Consider the following 14,284-nt stretch of genomic DNA (forward strand, 5'->3'; position numbering starts at 1 on the left):
CAGGTAAAGAGGTGCACATGTGGGAGCGGGCTTGCTCGCGAATGCGGTGGGTCAGTCACGGATGTGTTGTCTGATCCGGCGCATTCGCGAGCAAGCCCGCTCCCACAGTTTGATCTCCATTTGTCAGGGGATCAGTGGTGTTTGAGCAATTTCGATTCCAGGTGGTCGAGGTGTTGGGTCATCAAGGTGACAGCGGCGGTGGCGTCGCGTTGCTCCAGTGCATCCACAATCGCCATGTGTTCCTGCCATGCACAGTAAGTGCAGGCTTTCGCCTCGTACTGGGCAATGACCAATGACGTCAACGGCACCAGGCTGTTGAGGAACTGTGCCAGCGGGGCATTCCGCGCCATCGCCGCCAGTTGCAGATGAAATTCCCCGGACAACCGAATCGCCGGGCCGCGCTGGTCCCGTTCGATGCACTCGCGCTCGCGGGCAATCAGCTCACGCAGCTGGCGCACCTGGGCGGGTGTGGCGTGCACGCAGGCCAATTGCACCACGGTGATTTCCGTCAGGCGCCGCGCTTCCAGAATTTGCCGGGTCTGCTGCGTATCCGGCGCCGCCACCTGGGCGCGCTGGTTGGGGCGCAGGATAATCACCTGCTGGTGGGACAGCTTTGCCAATACACGGCGGATCACACTGCGGCTCACGCCAAAAATCTCGCCCAGGCCTTCTTCGGTAAAACGGCTGGCCGGCGCGATGCGTTGTTCGAGGATGGCGTCAAACAGGCGCGGGTAGATGTCATCCACCGACGGCTTTTTACCGGCGATCAAGCGCAGGGCAGGGAAGATAGGGTCGCGTTGCAACGCGTAAGCAGTCATGGCCAGTCTCCAATAAATCAGCTGCCCAGATGGTCGTCCGGGATGTTCAAGCGGATGCCCATGCGCAGGCCTTCCTGAAGGATGTGCCGCCGCATCTCGGCGCTGGCCAGGGCGCTGTTCTTGTTGCGGATGGCGCGCACCACGGCTTCGTTTTCCTGCAAGCGTTCCGCCAGGTGTTCGGGGGAGTTGCGCAGCACCTGGGCGCTTTGCTTGAGGGCGTTGCTGGTCTGTTGCACTACGTTCTGGAAGATCGGGTTGGAGGTCAGGGCAAACAGTTCCTCGTGAAAGTCGATATAGGCATTCATGCCGGCTTCGGCGTCTTCAGCATCGAGGGCTTCGCGCATGTCCATGAGCGTGAGGCGCAACTGGCCGACTTCCTTGCTGCTGATGGACTGGGCCACCAGGCCGACGATGAAGGGCTCAAGGGTGTAGCGCAGTTGCAGGATGTCTTCGAGGCTGGCGTCAGCGACGGCGTCGCTCGATTGCGGCTCGTTGACGCTGGTTTCCAGCACCACCACGCCTTTGCCTGGCATGGAGCGCACCAGGCCGAGGGTTTCCAGCACGATCACGGCTTCGCGCAGGCTCGGGCGGCTGATGCCCATCTGTTCGGCCAGTTCGCGCTGGCCGGGCAGCATTTCGCCACGCCGCCACTGGCCACGCGCCAAGGCGGCGCGCAGTTTTTCTACCACTGAATTGACGACGGTTGAGGTGCTGATCACGTCTATGGCTCCTAGCTATATGCCTTACATGTGTAGGCGCCGGCTTGCCGACGATGGCGGTCTCAAGGGCCCATCGCTGGCAAGCCAGCGCCTACAGGTGGTGTACCGATCAGAACTCCTGGTGGGCCGGCAGTACCGGTTTCTTGGCCTGGAAGGCATAGCCTTGTTGGCCGTCGAGTACCTTGTTGGCCCGCTGGATATCGATGTCTTTTTCCCAGCGTGCGATCGCCACGGTGGCTACGCAGTTGCCGATCAGGTTGGTCAGCGCGCGACCGATGCCCATGAACCAATCCACCGCCAGCACCAGCACCAGGCCTACCACCGGAATGGCCGGGATCGCCGTGAGCGTCGCCGCCAGGATCACCAGCGCCGAGCCAGGAATACCGTGGGCCCCTTTGGAGGTAATTAGCGACACCAGCAGGATCGTCAGCAAATCGGTCATCGACAGCGGCGTGCCGGTGGCGTTGGCAATGAACACAATGGCCAGGGTCAGGTAGATAGAGAACCCGTCGAGGTTGAACGAGTAGCCCGTTGGAATCACCAGGCCCACGGTGGAGCTGCCGATGCCCAGGTGCTCCAGTTTACGCATGATCTGTGGCAGCACGGCGTCGGAGGAGGCGGTGCCCATCACGATCAGCAGTTCTTCGCGCAGGTACTTGAGCAGCGGCAACATGCGCAGGCCCGACAGGCGCATCACCAGGCCCAGGATCAGCCCGACAAAGGCAAAGCAGGTCAGGTAGAACAGGCCCACCAGGCTGCCCAGGTGTTGCAGGGAGTCCAGGCCGTAGGTGCTGGTGGTGAAGGCGATCGCGCCGAACACGCCAATCGGCGCCAGGCGCACGATCATGCCCATGATGCGGAAGATGATATGGCTCAGTTCGTTGATCAGGCGCGAAATGCCCGATGCCGCTTCGCCCACCAGGTTCAGCGCGCTGCCGAACAGCACCGAGAACAACAGCACTTGCAGCACGTTGTTGTCGGCGAAGGCACCGATCACCGAGTTGGGGATCAGGTCCATCAGGAACTGGCTGGTGCCGCGGATGTGCTGGCCCTTGTCGGCCAGTTCATTGAGGCCTGCGGACGACAGCTGCTCCAGGTGGATATTGGCGCCTTGGCCGATGCCGGTGCTGAAGGCCATCACTAGGCCGATCACTAGGGCGACGGTGGTGAGCACTTCAAAGTAGATCACCGACTTGAGGCCGATACGCCCGACCTTTTTCAGGTCGCCAGCACCGGAAATGCCGCTGACCACCACGCAGAACACGATCAGGCCGATCAGCATCTTGATCAGCTTGATAAAGCCGTCACCCAGGGGTTTGAGTTGTGAGGAGAATTCGGGAAGGGCCAGGCCGCAGACTATGCCTAGCATCAGGCCAATCACGACTTGCAGGAAAATCGAACGCGAGCACCATCTGAGCATGGGAGGGATCTCTATTCGGTGCCCTGGTGGTTCCAGGGCTTAATTGTTGTGGTCTTACCGGTAAGTCCAGTGCGGGGCCAGTCTACGCCGGGTTTTTTTGAAATCACAAGTAAATATTCAGGGGTTGACCGGTCCCGGTCTGACCAGTTGGTCGGTGAGGGTGATGCTTGAGCGGTTGGCGGGCTCAAATTTTTTTCGCTTATCATCCACGGCTGAGCAGATGAGGTGATGGATGGACAAACCAGGGCTGACAACGGACGAAAACGGGCGCACCCATTGCACCTGGCGCACGGCGGCACCGCAGTACCCGCCATATCACGATCACGAGTGGGGCGTGCCGGTAGGGGACGACACCTTGTTGTACGAGAAGATCTGCCTGGAAGGCTTTCAGGCGGGCATGGCGTGGATCACCATCCTGCGCAAGCGCGAGCAATTCCGGGCGGCGTTCGACGGCTTTGATTTTCGCCGGGTGGCGCAGTACGGCGAGGCGGATATCGAACGCTTGATGAGAGACCCCGGCATCGTGCGCAACCGGGCCAAGATCGTGTCTACCATCAACAATGCGCGGCGGGCGTGTGAGCTGGTGGATGAGACGGGTTCGTTGGCGCGCTGGTTGTGGGCGTTCGAGCCCAGTGATGAGGAGCGTCCGGCCGTGGTGGACATGGCCTATTGGACGGGTAATCCGACGTCACCGGCCTCGGTGCGCCTCTCCAAAGCCTTGAAGAAACGCGGTTGGACCTATGTGGGCCCGACCACGATGTATGCGCTGATGCAGGCGATGGGCATGGTCAATGATCACCTCGAAGGCTGCGTGTGTCGCGAGCAGATCGAAAACCTGCGCCGCCAGTTCAAACGCCCCTGACAGCCCACGCTCAAACCTGTAGGAGCCCGGCTTACCGGCGATGGCGGTGTATCAGTGACAGAAGTTTCGGCTGATACACCGCTATCGCAGGCAAGCCAGTTCCCACAGGTTTGTGTGGGGCGGGTTATTTGGGCAGGGGCGTCAACACCTCGGCCTTGTCATCCAGCACCATCACCACCAGCAATTTCGCCGGTTGTGTCTGGCTGGCGTTGCTCGATTCAAAGTGCCGCGAGCCGGCGGGTTCATAGAAGGTTTCGCCAACCTGGTAGGTTTTTGCCGGCTCGTCATTCACCCGCGAGGTGATCGCGCCTTGCAGCACATACGCCACGGCAGTGCCGGTGTGGCTATGGGGCACAGTGGCCTGGCCGGGGGCGTAGTCGACGGTGAGCATGATGGTTTTCTTGCCCGGCACGTTAGTCAGGGCGTGCTCTTGCAAGACCTTGATCGACTCTTGGTTGTACACCGGTTCGTGGGCAAAGGCGCTGAGGGAGGCGAGCATCAGGGAGGCGGCGAGCAGTCGTTTCATGGCGAAGTTTCCGAGTGGTTCGAGACCTTTTCACCCTACGCCGCAAGGCCTGGGCGACCAATAACCAATCCAGGCTAAGAGTAGGAGACCATTGCTTCAGTGGTCGAAATCCAGGGAGCGGGCCAGGTGTTCACGGGTCAGTTCGATAAACCCTTGCAAGGCCGGTAACGCGAAGTGTGCGCTGAGCTGTTCGCCACTGATCCAGCGACCCGTGACGATCCACAGATCGGCGTCCATCAGGTCGCGCTGCACCCCGTAATCCAGGCAACCGGGGGCGGTGCGCACCGCGTCGGCTATCTGCTGCAGACGCTCGCCCAGTTCCGCTGAGCGCCCGGCGGCCGCACGGATATGGACGGTATTGAAGGCACAGGCTGGCATGGCGATGGTCTCCGAGGTCGGGGGTCAGTGCACAGGCTAGAGCCTGACGAAGCCAGGACCAATGACCAATCCGCCGGAAAATCCGCTAGCCAATCTGCTGGAGGATATCGCGCACCTTGTCCAGCGCCGGGTCGATGTCCAGGGTTTCGATGGCACCAAAGCCGATAATCAAACCTGGGCGTACCGGCGCATCATGGAAAAATATATCCAAGGGGTACAAACCCACTTCTACCCGGCGCGCCAGTTCCATCAGCAGCGGGATATCCACGGGCACCTTGCACAGCGCCGCCATGTGGAAGCCTGCCACCGTCGGCACTGCCTCGAACCACGGCGACAGGTCAGCCGCCAGGCGTTGCAGGATGCGCTCGCGGCGCCCGGCATACACCGTGTGGCAGCGGCGGATATGCTTGAGCAGGTAGCCCTCGCTGATGAATTTGGCCAGGGCCCATTGGGGCAGGGTGGAGCTATGCTGGTCGGTCAGTTGCTTGGCCTTGAGCACGGCGCCGTAAATCGCTGAAGGCAGTACGGCGTAACCCAGGCGCAGCTCCGGCAACAGGGTTTTGGAGAACGTGCCGACATAGGTCACCACGCCTCGGGTATCCATGCTTTGCAGGGAGTCGGTGGGGCGGCCTTCGTAGCGGAACTCGCTGTCGTAGTCGTCTTCGATGATGATTGCGCCCAACGCGAAGGCGCGGGCCAGCAACGCCTCGCGACGTGCCAGGCTCATGGGCATGCCGAGGGGGAACTGATGGGACGGCGTCACGTAGATCAGCCGTGTGCCGTCTGGAATCTTGTCCACCTCGATGCCCTGTTCATCCACCGGGACGCTGGCCACCTGCGCGCCCATCGCCATGAACAACTGGCGCGCCGGGCTGTAGCCGGGGTCTTCCATGGCGACAAGCGTACCCGGTGCCAACACCACGCGGGCGATCAGGTCCAGGGCTTGCTGGGCGCCGTTGGTGACCACGATGTTGTCGGCGCGGCATTTGACCCCACGAGAAAACGCGATATGCCCGGCAATGGCTTCGCGCAGCGCCGGCAAACCTTCGGGCTGGCTGTAGAAACCGCTGTTCTGGGCGATACGGCGCAAGGCGTCCTGGGTGCAACGACGCCATTCATCCTGGGGGAACTGGTTGCGGCTGGTGGCGCCGCCGATAAATTCGTAGCGCAGCGTGCTGTCACGGGTGGGGTGACGCATGGGCGAGGGCAGCGCCGCCCATTTGCCCAGGTTGGCGGCGCACGCCAGGTCGGTGGCGGTTTGCACGCGTTCGGCCTGGGGCGCATGGGCATTGACGAAGGTGCCTCGGCCGGTCTTGCCCACCAGCAGGCCTTCGTAGGTGAGGGTGGCGTAGGTATCGGAGACGGTCTTGCGCGACACGCCCAGTTGCTCGGCCAGCAGGCGGCTGGGGGGCAATTGCGCACCTGCGGCCAGACGCCCGGAGCCAATGGCTTCACGCAGTTGCTGGTACAACTGTTCGGCCAGGTCCTTGCGGCCGTTGATCACCACGTGCAGTTCCATGTTTTATCCTGAGGCGCTGAATCTGCCCCAAGGTTACTCGCTCGCGCAGCGCCCTCAAAATGGTCTCTCGATAATCCGGTCGATTGGCTATAGGGCTGGTGCCACCAGGGCTTTAGGCTGGGTTGTCATCGCACCGGCCGCACGAGAACCGCCCATGGAACCCCGCCTGGATTACTACACCGCCTCACCGCAAGCGCTCAAGGGCATGTTGATGCTGGAAGCCGCCACCTTCGGGCTGTCCATCGAGAAACCGTTGCTGGAACTGATCAAGATCCGCGTCTCGCAGCTCAACCACTGCGGGTTTTGCACGGACATGCACTCAATGGCTGCGCGTCAACGGGGGGAGAGCGAGCGCCGTTTGTTCGCGCTGTGCGTATGGCGCGATTCGCCGTTTTTCAACGGGCGGGAGAAGGCCGCGTTGGCCTGGTGCGAGTCGGTGGCAATGCTCCCGACCTCAAGCGTTTCGGATGAACTCTACGCGGCGGTGAGCGCAGAATTCAGCGAGCAGGAACTGGTCGACCTGACCATGGCGGTGTCCAGCATCAGTGGCTGGAACCGCCTCGCGGTGAGTTTTCGGCAACAACCGCCAAACACATGAGCACACCGCCGATCAAAAATGTGGGAGCGGGCTTGCCCTCATTCCGAGTAGTGAGCGGGCTTGCCCCGCGCCGGGTGGCGCAGCCGCCCTAATTCAGTCGCCGCGCTCTTCCAGACAGAACTCCGTTGTCTGGTTTGGGGCGGCTGCGCCACCCGGCGCGGGGCAAGCCCGCTCACTACAAAGCCTGGCCGCCCTTTGGTTCCTTAACTGACCATTGAGTTGGGTGATGCCCGCATTATCAGGACAAGAAACCACCGTCCACATTCAGCGACACGCCTGTGGTGTAGCTGGACGCATCACTGGCCAGGAACAACACCGCGCCGGCCATTTCGCTCGGGTCGGCCACACGCTTGAGGGGAATCTGCGCCAGGGCCATCTTCAGGATCGAATCGTTCTTGACCAGTGCCGAGGCGAACTTGGTGTCGGTCAGGCCCGGTAGCAGGGCGTTGCAGCGAATGCCGAACGCCGCGCACTCCTTGGCGAACACCTTGGTCATGTTGATCACCGCGGCCTTGGTCACCGAGTAGATGCCTTGGAACACACCCGGGGAGATTCCGTTGATCGACGCCACGTTGATGATGCTGCCGCCGCCGTTCTCGCGCATCAATTTGCCGGCTTCCACCGACATGAAGAAGTAGCCGCGAATGTTCACGTCAACAGTCTTCTGGAACGCACCGAGGTCGGTGTCCAGCACGTTGCAGAACTGTGGGTTGGTGGCCGCATTGTTAACCAGGATATCCAGGCGCCCGAACTGCTCGCGGATACCGGCGAACACCTGGGTGATCTGTTCCATTTCACCGATGTGGCAGGCCACGGCGGTGGCTTTGCCGCCGTCGGCGATGATCGCATCGGCCACATGCTGGCAGCCTTCCAGCTTGCGGCTGGACACGATCACATGGGCGCCTTGCTGGGCCAGCAATTTAGCGATGGCTTCACCGATGCCACGGCTGGCGCCGGAAACGAAAGCGATCTTGCCGTCGAGGTCGAACAGGTGGGTCTTGGACATAGCGGTTCCTTAAAGGGACGATTTGCTGATGACGTTCAGGCTCATCTGCTCCAGCAGCGTGTTCATGTGAATGAACTGCGCAAAGCGTTTGTCCTGGGTCTGGCCATGGAAGAAGCGGTAGTAGATCTGCTGCACGATGCCGGCCAGGCGGAACAGGCCGTAGGTGTAGTAGAAGTCGAAATTGTCGATCTGGATGCCCGAGCGCTCGGCGTAATAGTCGACGAACTGGCGACGGGTGAGCATGCCGGGCGCATTGCTTGGCTGGCGGCGCATCAGTTGCACCGGCGCCGGGTCTGCCGCTTCGATCCAGTAGGCGAGGGTGTTGCCCAGGTCCATCAGCGGGTCGCCGAGGGTGGTCAGCTCCCAATCGAGTACGCCGATGATCTGCATCGGGTTGTGCGGGTCGAGGATCACGTTATCGAAGCGGTAGTCGTTGTGCACGATGCTGGAGGTCGGGTGGTCGGCCGGCATCTTGTCGTTGAGCCACGCGCGTACGGCTTCCCAGCGCGGCGCATCGGGGGTCAGGGCTTTCTCGTAGCGGTCGCTCCAGCCACGGATCTGACGTTCCACGTAGCCTTCCGGCTTGCCCAGGTCGGCCAGGCCGCAGGCGGTGTAATCCACCTGGTGCAATTCCACGAACTTGTCGATGAAGCTTTTGCACAGGGCCTCGGTCTTGGCCGCATCCAGGCCCAGTTCGGCCGGCAGGTCGGAACGCAAAATGATGCCGTTGACCCGCTCCATCACATAGAACTCGGCGCCGATCACCGACTCATCGGTGCAATGCACGTAGGCTTTGGGGCAATACGGGAAGCCGTCCTTGAGCTGATTGAGAATGCGGTATTCGCGGCCCATGTCGTGGGCTGACTTGGCCTTGTGGCCAAAGGGTGGACGGCGCAGCACGAATTCCTGGCCCGGGTATTCCAGCAGGTAGGTCAGGTTCGACGCGCCGCCGGGGAACTGGCTGATTTTGGGCGTGCCGCTCAGGCCCGGGATATGGGCCTTGAGGTAGGGATCGATCAGGCTGGCATCAAGTTCTTCGCCTGGGCGAATCTGGGTCGATTGGTCGTTAAGCGCCATGCTTATCCCTTCTGCTTATTCTAAAGGCCTCGGACTATTTCCTAATCTAATGCGCGCAGCCGCCAGGCGACAAGGTCGGGGCGGCTTAATAGGTTAGCGTGTTGGATGATGATCAGCGTGCCTGATCGGTCATTTAGTGGGCGGGGGCAGGGCGACCGGCGTGAGTACCGGGCGGCCGGCGAAGTATTCCACCAGGTTGTCGGCGACGCGCTGCACGGTGTCATGGGCCGCTTCCGGCGACAGGCCGGCGACGTGGGAGGTGAGCACGGTATTGCTCAGCTTCTTGAGCGCGTCGGGCACCTTGGGCTCATCGTCGAACACGTCCAGTGCGGCGCCGCCGATCCGGCGCTGCTCCAGTGCCGCCACCAGGTCGGCGGTGACCACCACACTGCCACGGCCGATGTTCACCAGGTAGCCGTTGGGCCCCAAGGCGTCGAGGGCGTGGCGATCGATCAGGTGACGGGTGCTTGCACCCCCGGGGGTGGCCAGGATCAGGAAGTCCGAGGTGCGCGCCAGTTCCACGGCGGTTGCGCAATAGGTGTAGTCCACGTCATCGCGAGGCTGGCGGTTGTGATAACTCACCTCCATGCCGAACCCGAGGGAGGCGCGCTTGGCGATTTCCATGCCCACCGCACCCAGGCCGAGGATGCCCAGTTGCTTGCCGCCCAAGGAGGGGCGCATCACCTTGGGCCATTCGCTGCGGCGTACGGCGGCGTCTGTCTGAGGGATACCGCGCACCAGCGACAGCAGCAGCGCCATGGCGTGGTCGGCCACCGACGGCGCGTTCACCCCGGCGCCGTTGGTCACGACAATCCCACGGTTGCTCGCGGCTTGCAGGTCCACGTGCTCATAACCGGCGCCGATCACGCAGATGATCTCCAGCAACGGCAAGGCGGCGATTTCCTCGGCATACAACCCCAGTGGGCCACGGGTCAGCACCGCCTTGATCTGCCCACCATGGGTCTTGATCGCCTGGGCGCGTTCGGCAGGCGTCGGCGCCAGAATCACGTGAAAGTCATTGCTCTCGATGATTTGCAGGTATTCGTTGATGGTTTCAACCAGGACCAGAACGGTGGTGGACATCGGAAGGCTCTTCCTGAAGGGTTTGAGAGGGGCAGTATGCGTGATTTGTAAGACGGAGCGTTTTGTTGGGATAGAAAATTTTGTTCTTTCGTAAGGCCTGTCTGAATTTCAAAACCGTCCGTCCAGGGTGGGTGTACTGAGCCAGACTTTGTCGACTTTCCCACCAGCAGAGACGACATGGATGCTTGTTCCTGCCATACCCGAAGAGATCGAATGGACGCCATACGGTTACAAACACGGCCCCTCAACGCTTGTCCCCTGGAGAACGGTCATCGCCAGTACAGTGGTCGGCCCGGCCAAATACCGGCCCGGCATCGCTATTGAAAAGCTGGAACGAGAGGCCTCTAAAATTAGAGTGCCCACCACCAACGGAAAACCCTGGAAAGTGATGGAATGCCAGCATTGCATCGGAGCCAGTCATGGAAAACTCAGCCGCTGGGTGCGAGTAGAACTCAGTGCAGGTGCCATTCATGGCCACCCGATTTCTGAACAGGAATTCATGAGGTTAACAAATTGATCGCGTTCAACTTTAGCGGTGGCACAGTCACCCATGACGATCTGTCACTGCTGCAGGACATTGCGGTGGCAAAACAAACCGACTTGCTGAAAGAAGATATGCTCCAGGTGGAGTTTGCCGGTGGGCTACTGCTGGATGTGGGTTGGTACCCTGAGTTTGATGCTTCGGGTGGTTTCCGGATAAATGTCATCAAGAATTTCGACTGGGATCGTCCGGTTGTGGCATTGACGGCACACGAAACCGCAGAGCTTGTAGAACAACTGAACGTAGCGCAGGACGCCATCAATGGCGAACTGCGCAAGACCTCGGCTTTTTAGTCGGCGGTAGCCACGGCCGAACGCCAGACATCCACCGCTTTGACCTGCTTCACAAATGCTCCCGCCAGCGTCGCATTGTGATGGTCGATGATCGCCTTCGCGGACAGTGCCTGGGTGTCCATGCAGGTATGGCCATCCTCCGGCAACACCACCGAAAACCCCAGCTCAACCGCCACCCGGCACGTGGTGTCGACACAGAACTGCGTTTTCATCCCCACGATCACCAACTCATCGACGTTTGCTGCCGCCAGGCGCTCCGCCAGGTCGGTGCCCAGGAAGCAGCTGGGGCGGGTTTTGTTGAACAGATAATCCCGTGCTTCATCGACCTCAAGGCCAGGCCACAGCTGCCAGAACGGGCTGCCCGCTTCGATGGGCGAGCCGGCCGGGCCGGTGTGGCGGGCGACGAAGATCGGTGCGTGGGCGGCGCGGGCGCGCTGAATCAGCAGGTTGATGGTGTCGAGTACGCGCGCTCGTTCGAAGGGTTTTTGCGGGCCGTCGTACAGGCCGACTTGCATGTCAATGATCAGCAGGGCATTAGCCATGGTGGTGCTCCTTGTGGGTGCCAGGTGACGGAGCAATAAAAAGGCCCCGTCCATTGCTGGCGGGGCCTTGGGGTGATTCCGGGGTGTGTCTAGTTCACGCACCCACGGTCACCGCACGACCCGCCATAAGCGGTCGTGGTGATGGTACGGGTGAGGAACAGCTGGATAAGGTTCATGGCCTGATCATGCGGTGGCGGGTAAGTGGCTGTCAACGCAAGTGTCTGTTTTCTTCTCGGGCAAAAGCGTGTTTCGGGCAGCGTCGAGGAACTCTTCTGATAAGCCGCTGCCCCGAGTCGCGCGGGCGAGCACCAAGGCGCCGACCATCATCGCGTAGTTAGCCAGCATGGCCTGGCGACTGTCATCCCGCAGTTGCTCGAAGACGTCCAGCGACTGTTCGACGCCGTTGATGAAGCTGTGCTGCAAGGCGGTGTCGGCAGGTTCATGGCACATGTCCGGGGTGAAGGCCGAGATCGGGCAGCCGTCCCCCGGGTTGTCGCGGTGGTGGGTCGAGAAATACGGGCGCAGGATCGCTTCGCGGGCCGACTGCGTGTCGGCGCTGGCGCTGATCTTTTCTTGCCAGCCGAGGTTTGATTGTTCAAATGCTTTTTGGCACGCCTCGGTGGCCAGGGCTTCCTTGGAGGCAAAGTGCCCGTAAAAACCACCGTGGGTCAGGCCGGCGGCGGCCATCACGTCCGACAGGCTGATGCCATGCAACCCGCGTTCACGGAACAGGCGCGTGGCGGCCTCGACGATGATTTCGCGGTTGAGTTCGGCTTGTTTGCGGGAGACGCGGGGCATGGCGAGGTTCTCGGGATAAAGGCGGGCACTGCGCTAAAAAGTACAGGAATGCCCGGCAATCTAAAATAGATTTGTTGGGGAATGTATTCCCGCAGCGGCGCTGGAGCCGGCGTAAACTGGCGCTTTTAGCCACCCTTGAGCGTCTGCACCGCCTAACCGTTCCTCAGCTAAGTCTTTGCTTATTCAGGAGAATCCCGGACAATCGCGCCCCTGTTATGGTCGGGGCGCTGCCTGTCAGGTTTTTCTGACTCGTCCCGGCTATGGAAATGCGGAGATCCGACCGGATGAATGATCAGGCCAATAGCGTCGACCAACGTTATGAGACGACACCTGCAACCCTCACAAGCTGGAGCCGCCAGGACACCACCTGGATGCTTGGCCTGTTCGGCACCGCCATTGGCGCCGGTACTTTGTTCTTGCCCATCAACGCCGGCCTGGGGGGCTTCTGGCCGCTGCTGATCCTGGCGGTGCTGGCGTTCCCGATGACGTTCTTTGCCCACCGTGGCCTGACCCGTTTCGTCCTGTCCGGCCGTGAAGGCTCCGACATCACTGACGTGGTCGAAGAGCACTTCGGCATCAAGGCCGGCGCGTTGATCACCCTGCTGTACTTCTTTGCGATCTTCCCGATCCTGTTGATCTACAGCGTCGCACTGACCAATACCGTCAGCAGCTTCATGGAGCATCAACTGCACATCATGCCGCCGCCCCGGGCGATCCTGGCGTTTGTGCTGATCCTCGGCCTGCTGGCCGTGGTACGTTGCGGCGAGCAAGTGATCGTCAAGGCCATGAGCCTGATGGTGTATCCGTTTATTGTGGCCTTGCTGTTCCTGGCCGTGTACCTGATCCCCCACTGGACCGGCGGCATCCTCAGCACTGCAAGTGAAGTGCCGGCCCCCTCGGCGCTGCTCAACACCCTGTGGCTGGCCATCCCGGTGATGGTGTTCTCGTTCAACCACTCGCCGATCATCTCGGCGTTCGCGGTGGACCAGAAGCGCCAGTACGGCGCCCACGCCGATGAGCGCAGCTCGCAGATCCTGTCCCGCGCCCATCTATTGATGGTCGTAATGGTGCTGTTCTTCGTGTTCAGCTGCGTGCTGACCCTGTCGCCGGCGCAGTTGGCCGAAGCGAAAGCGCAGAACCTGTCGATCCTGTCCTACCTGGCCAACCACTTCGACAACCCGACCATCGCCTTTGCCGCGCCATTGATCGCGTTCGTGGCGATTGCCAAGTCGTTCCTGGGCCACTACATCGGCGCCAGCGAAGGCCTCAAGGGCCTGGTGGTCAAGACGGGGCGCCGCCCGGCCCCCAAGGCGCTGGACCGCATGACCGCAGCCTTCATGCTGGTGGTGTGCTGGATTGTCGCCACGCTTAACCCGAGCATTCTCGGCATGATCGAGACCCTGGGCGGTCCTGTTATCGCGTCGATTCTGTTCCTGATGCCGATGTATGCCATCCGTAAGGTACCGGCCATGGCCAAGTACCGTGGGCAGGCGTCCAACGTGTTTGTCACGGCCGTTGGCTTGGTGGCGATCACCGCGCTGATTTATTCGCTGCTGTCCTGATTCCAGGCGGCAACGACACAGGCCGATTCGCGCATACCGCGAATCGGCCTTTTTTGTGCGCGCAGCACGGGGGCAATCGATTCAAACGGTGGGGGCGGCGGTGCGACGATTCGACTGGCTCGCGAAGGCGGCCTATCAGGCGATTTAGTGTTATTGGATGTACACGGTCCTAATGTGTGGGCTTGCCTGCGATGGCGGCCACTCAACCAACCCACCCCTACCTGACACCCCTCATTCCAACTGTGGGAGCGGGCTTGCTCGCGAAGGCGGCCTATCAGGCGATTTAGTGTTATTGGATGTACACGGTCCTAATGTGTGGGCTTGCCTGCGATGGCGGCCACTCAACCAACCCACCCCTACCTGACACCCCACATTCCAACTGTGGGAGCGGGCTTGCTCGCGAAGGCGGCCTATCAGGCGATTTAGTGTTATTGGATGTACACGGTTCTAATGTGTGGGCTTGCCTGCGATGGCGGCCACTCAACCAACCCACCCCTACCTGACACCCCACATTCCAACTGTGGGAGCGGGCTTGCTCGCGA

Annotated in this window: 16 protein-coding genes; 5 read left to right on the plus strand and 11 right to left on the minus strand. The window is 61.2% G+C overall.

Annotation, left to right across the window (positions count from 1 at the left end):
- Window positions 1-131: 131 nt before the first annotated feature.
- The 3 genes from ACVWVP_RS06200 to ACVWVP_RS06210 all read right to left on the minus strand — a co-directional run bounded on the left by ACVWVP_RS06200 (window position 132) and on the right by ACVWVP_RS06210 (window position 2,972).
- Window positions 132-818, minus strand: coding sequence for a GntR family transcriptional regulator (locus ACVWVP_RS06200; RefSeq protein ID WP_259171628.1), 687 nt, complete (start codon window positions 816-818; stop codon window positions 132-134).
- Window positions 819-835: 17 nt separating this feature from the next.
- Entirely contained in the window at window positions 836-1,537 is a 702-nt protein-coding gene (locus ACVWVP_RS06205; RefSeq protein WP_178922481.1) for a FadR/GntR family transcriptional regulator, read from the minus strand.
- Between the two features lie 109 nt (window positions 1,538-1,646).
- The gene (locus tag ACVWVP_RS06210; protein ID WP_178922494.1) at window positions 1,647-2,972 is read right to left on the minus strand and encodes a C4-dicarboxylate transporter DctA; all 1,326 of its coding nucleotides are present in this window, start codon (window positions 2,970-2,972) and stop codon (window positions 1,647-1,649) included.
- A gap of 217 nt (window positions 2,973-3,189) precedes the next feature.
- Between ACVWVP_RS06210 and ACVWVP_RS06215 the strand changes: the two genes are divergently transcribed.
- On the plus strand, window positions 3,190-3,819 hold the full coding sequence (locus tag ACVWVP_RS06215; protein WP_178922483.1) for a DNA-3-methyladenine glycosylase I: 630 nt from the start codon (window positions 3,190-3,192) through the stop codon (window positions 3,817-3,819).
- A gap of 124 nt (window positions 3,820-3,943) precedes the next feature.
- Here ACVWVP_RS06215 and ACVWVP_RS06220 read toward each other — a convergent pair whose 3' ends face one another.
- The 3 genes from ACVWVP_RS06220 to pdxR all read right to left on the minus strand — a co-directional run bounded on the left by ACVWVP_RS06220 (window position 3,944) and on the right by pdxR (window position 6,242).
- The gene (locus tag ACVWVP_RS06220; RefSeq protein ID WP_259171627.1) at window positions 3,944-4,345 is read right to left on the minus strand and encodes a cupin domain-containing protein; all 402 of its coding nucleotides are present in this window, start codon (window positions 4,343-4,345) and stop codon (window positions 3,944-3,946) included.
- 96 nt (window positions 4,346-4,441) lie between these two features.
- Window positions 4,442-4,723, minus strand: coding sequence for a putative quinol monooxygenase (locus ACVWVP_RS06225; RefSeq protein WP_259171626.1), 282 nt, complete (start codon window positions 4,721-4,723; stop codon window positions 4,442-4,444).
- Between the two features lie 85 nt (window positions 4,724-4,808).
- The gene (gene pdxR / locus ACVWVP_RS06230) at window positions 4,809-6,242 is read right to left on the minus strand and encodes a MocR-like pyridoxine biosynthesis transcription factor PdxR (protein WP_457404746.1); all 1,434 of its coding nucleotides are present in this window, start codon (window positions 6,240-6,242) and stop codon (window positions 4,809-4,811) included.
- Window positions 6,243-6,396: 154 nt separating this feature from the next.
- Here pdxR and ACVWVP_RS06235 point away from each other — a divergent pair, with 154 nt between their 5' ends.
- A complete protein-coding gene (locus tag ACVWVP_RS06235) occupies window positions 6,397-6,840 on the plus strand; it encodes a carboxymuconolactone decarboxylase family protein (protein WP_457404749.1) in 444 nt (147 codons plus the stop codon).
- A gap of 238 nt (window positions 6,841-7,078) precedes the next feature.
- Here the strand turns inward: ACVWVP_RS06235 and ACVWVP_RS06240 are convergent, their stop codons facing one another.
- The 3 genes from ACVWVP_RS06240 to ACVWVP_RS06250 form a co-directional block, all read right to left on the minus strand.
- The gene (locus ACVWVP_RS06240) at window positions 7,079-7,846 is read right to left on the minus strand and encodes an SDR family oxidoreductase (protein WP_094952746.1); all 768 of its coding nucleotides are present in this window, start codon (window positions 7,844-7,846) and stop codon (window positions 7,079-7,081) included.
- 9 nt (window positions 7,847-7,855) lie between these two features.
- Window positions 7,856-8,923, minus strand: coding sequence for a phosphotransferase family protein (locus tag ACVWVP_RS06245; RefSeq protein ID WP_457404752.1), 1,068 nt, complete (start codon window positions 8,921-8,923; stop codon window positions 7,856-7,858).
- A 129-nt stretch (window positions 8,924-9,052) separates the two neighbouring features.
- Window positions 9,053-10,006, minus strand: a complete 954-nt coding sequence (locus ACVWVP_RS06250; protein WP_178924728.1) for a 2-hydroxyacid dehydrogenase — start codon at window positions 10,004-10,006, stop codon at window positions 9,053-9,055.
- Window positions 10,007-10,187: 181 nt separating this feature from the next.
- Here ACVWVP_RS06250 and ACVWVP_RS06255 point away from each other — a divergent pair, with 181 nt between their 5' ends.
- Window positions 10,188-10,523: a hypothetical protein gene (locus tag ACVWVP_RS06255; RefSeq protein WP_457404755.1), complete on the plus strand. Its 336-nt coding sequence runs from the start codon at window positions 10,188-10,190 to the stop codon at window positions 10,521-10,523.
- Window positions 10,520-10,840 carry a hypothetical protein gene (locus ACVWVP_RS06260; protein ID WP_178924730.1) on the plus strand — a complete coding sequence of 107 codons (321 nt, stop codon included), beginning with the start codon at window positions 10,520-10,522 and terminating at the stop codon, window positions 10,838-10,840. The genes ACVWVP_RS06255 and ACVWVP_RS06260 overlap by 4 nt, the downstream gene beginning before the upstream one ends.
- On the opposite strand, the gene ACVWVP_RS06265 is transcribed toward ACVWVP_RS06260, so the two are convergent.
- Both ACVWVP_RS06265 and ACVWVP_RS06270 read right to left on the minus strand, forming a co-directional pair.
- Window positions 10,837-11,382, minus strand: coding sequence for a cysteine hydrolase family protein (locus ACVWVP_RS06265; RefSeq protein ID WP_457404758.1), 546 nt, complete (start codon window positions 11,380-11,382; stop codon window positions 10,837-10,839). The genes ACVWVP_RS06260 and ACVWVP_RS06265 overlap by 4 nt on opposite strands.
- A gap of 183 nt (window positions 11,383-11,565) precedes the next feature.
- A complete protein-coding gene (locus ACVWVP_RS06270) occupies window positions 11,566-12,180 on the minus strand; it encodes a TetR/AcrR family transcriptional regulator (RefSeq protein ID WP_457404760.1) in 615 nt (204 codons plus the stop codon).
- A gap of 284 nt (window positions 12,181-12,464) precedes the next feature.
- Between ACVWVP_RS06270 and ACVWVP_RS06275 the strand changes: the two genes are divergently transcribed.
- On the plus strand, window positions 12,465-13,742 hold the full coding sequence (locus ACVWVP_RS06275) for a serine/threonine transporter (protein WP_178924735.1): 1,278 nt from the start codon (window positions 12,465-12,467) through the stop codon (window positions 13,740-13,742).
- Window positions 13,743-14,284: the final 542 nt, after the last annotated feature.

The sequence above is a fragment of the Pseudomonas sp. TE24901 genome (assembly GCF_054058375.1).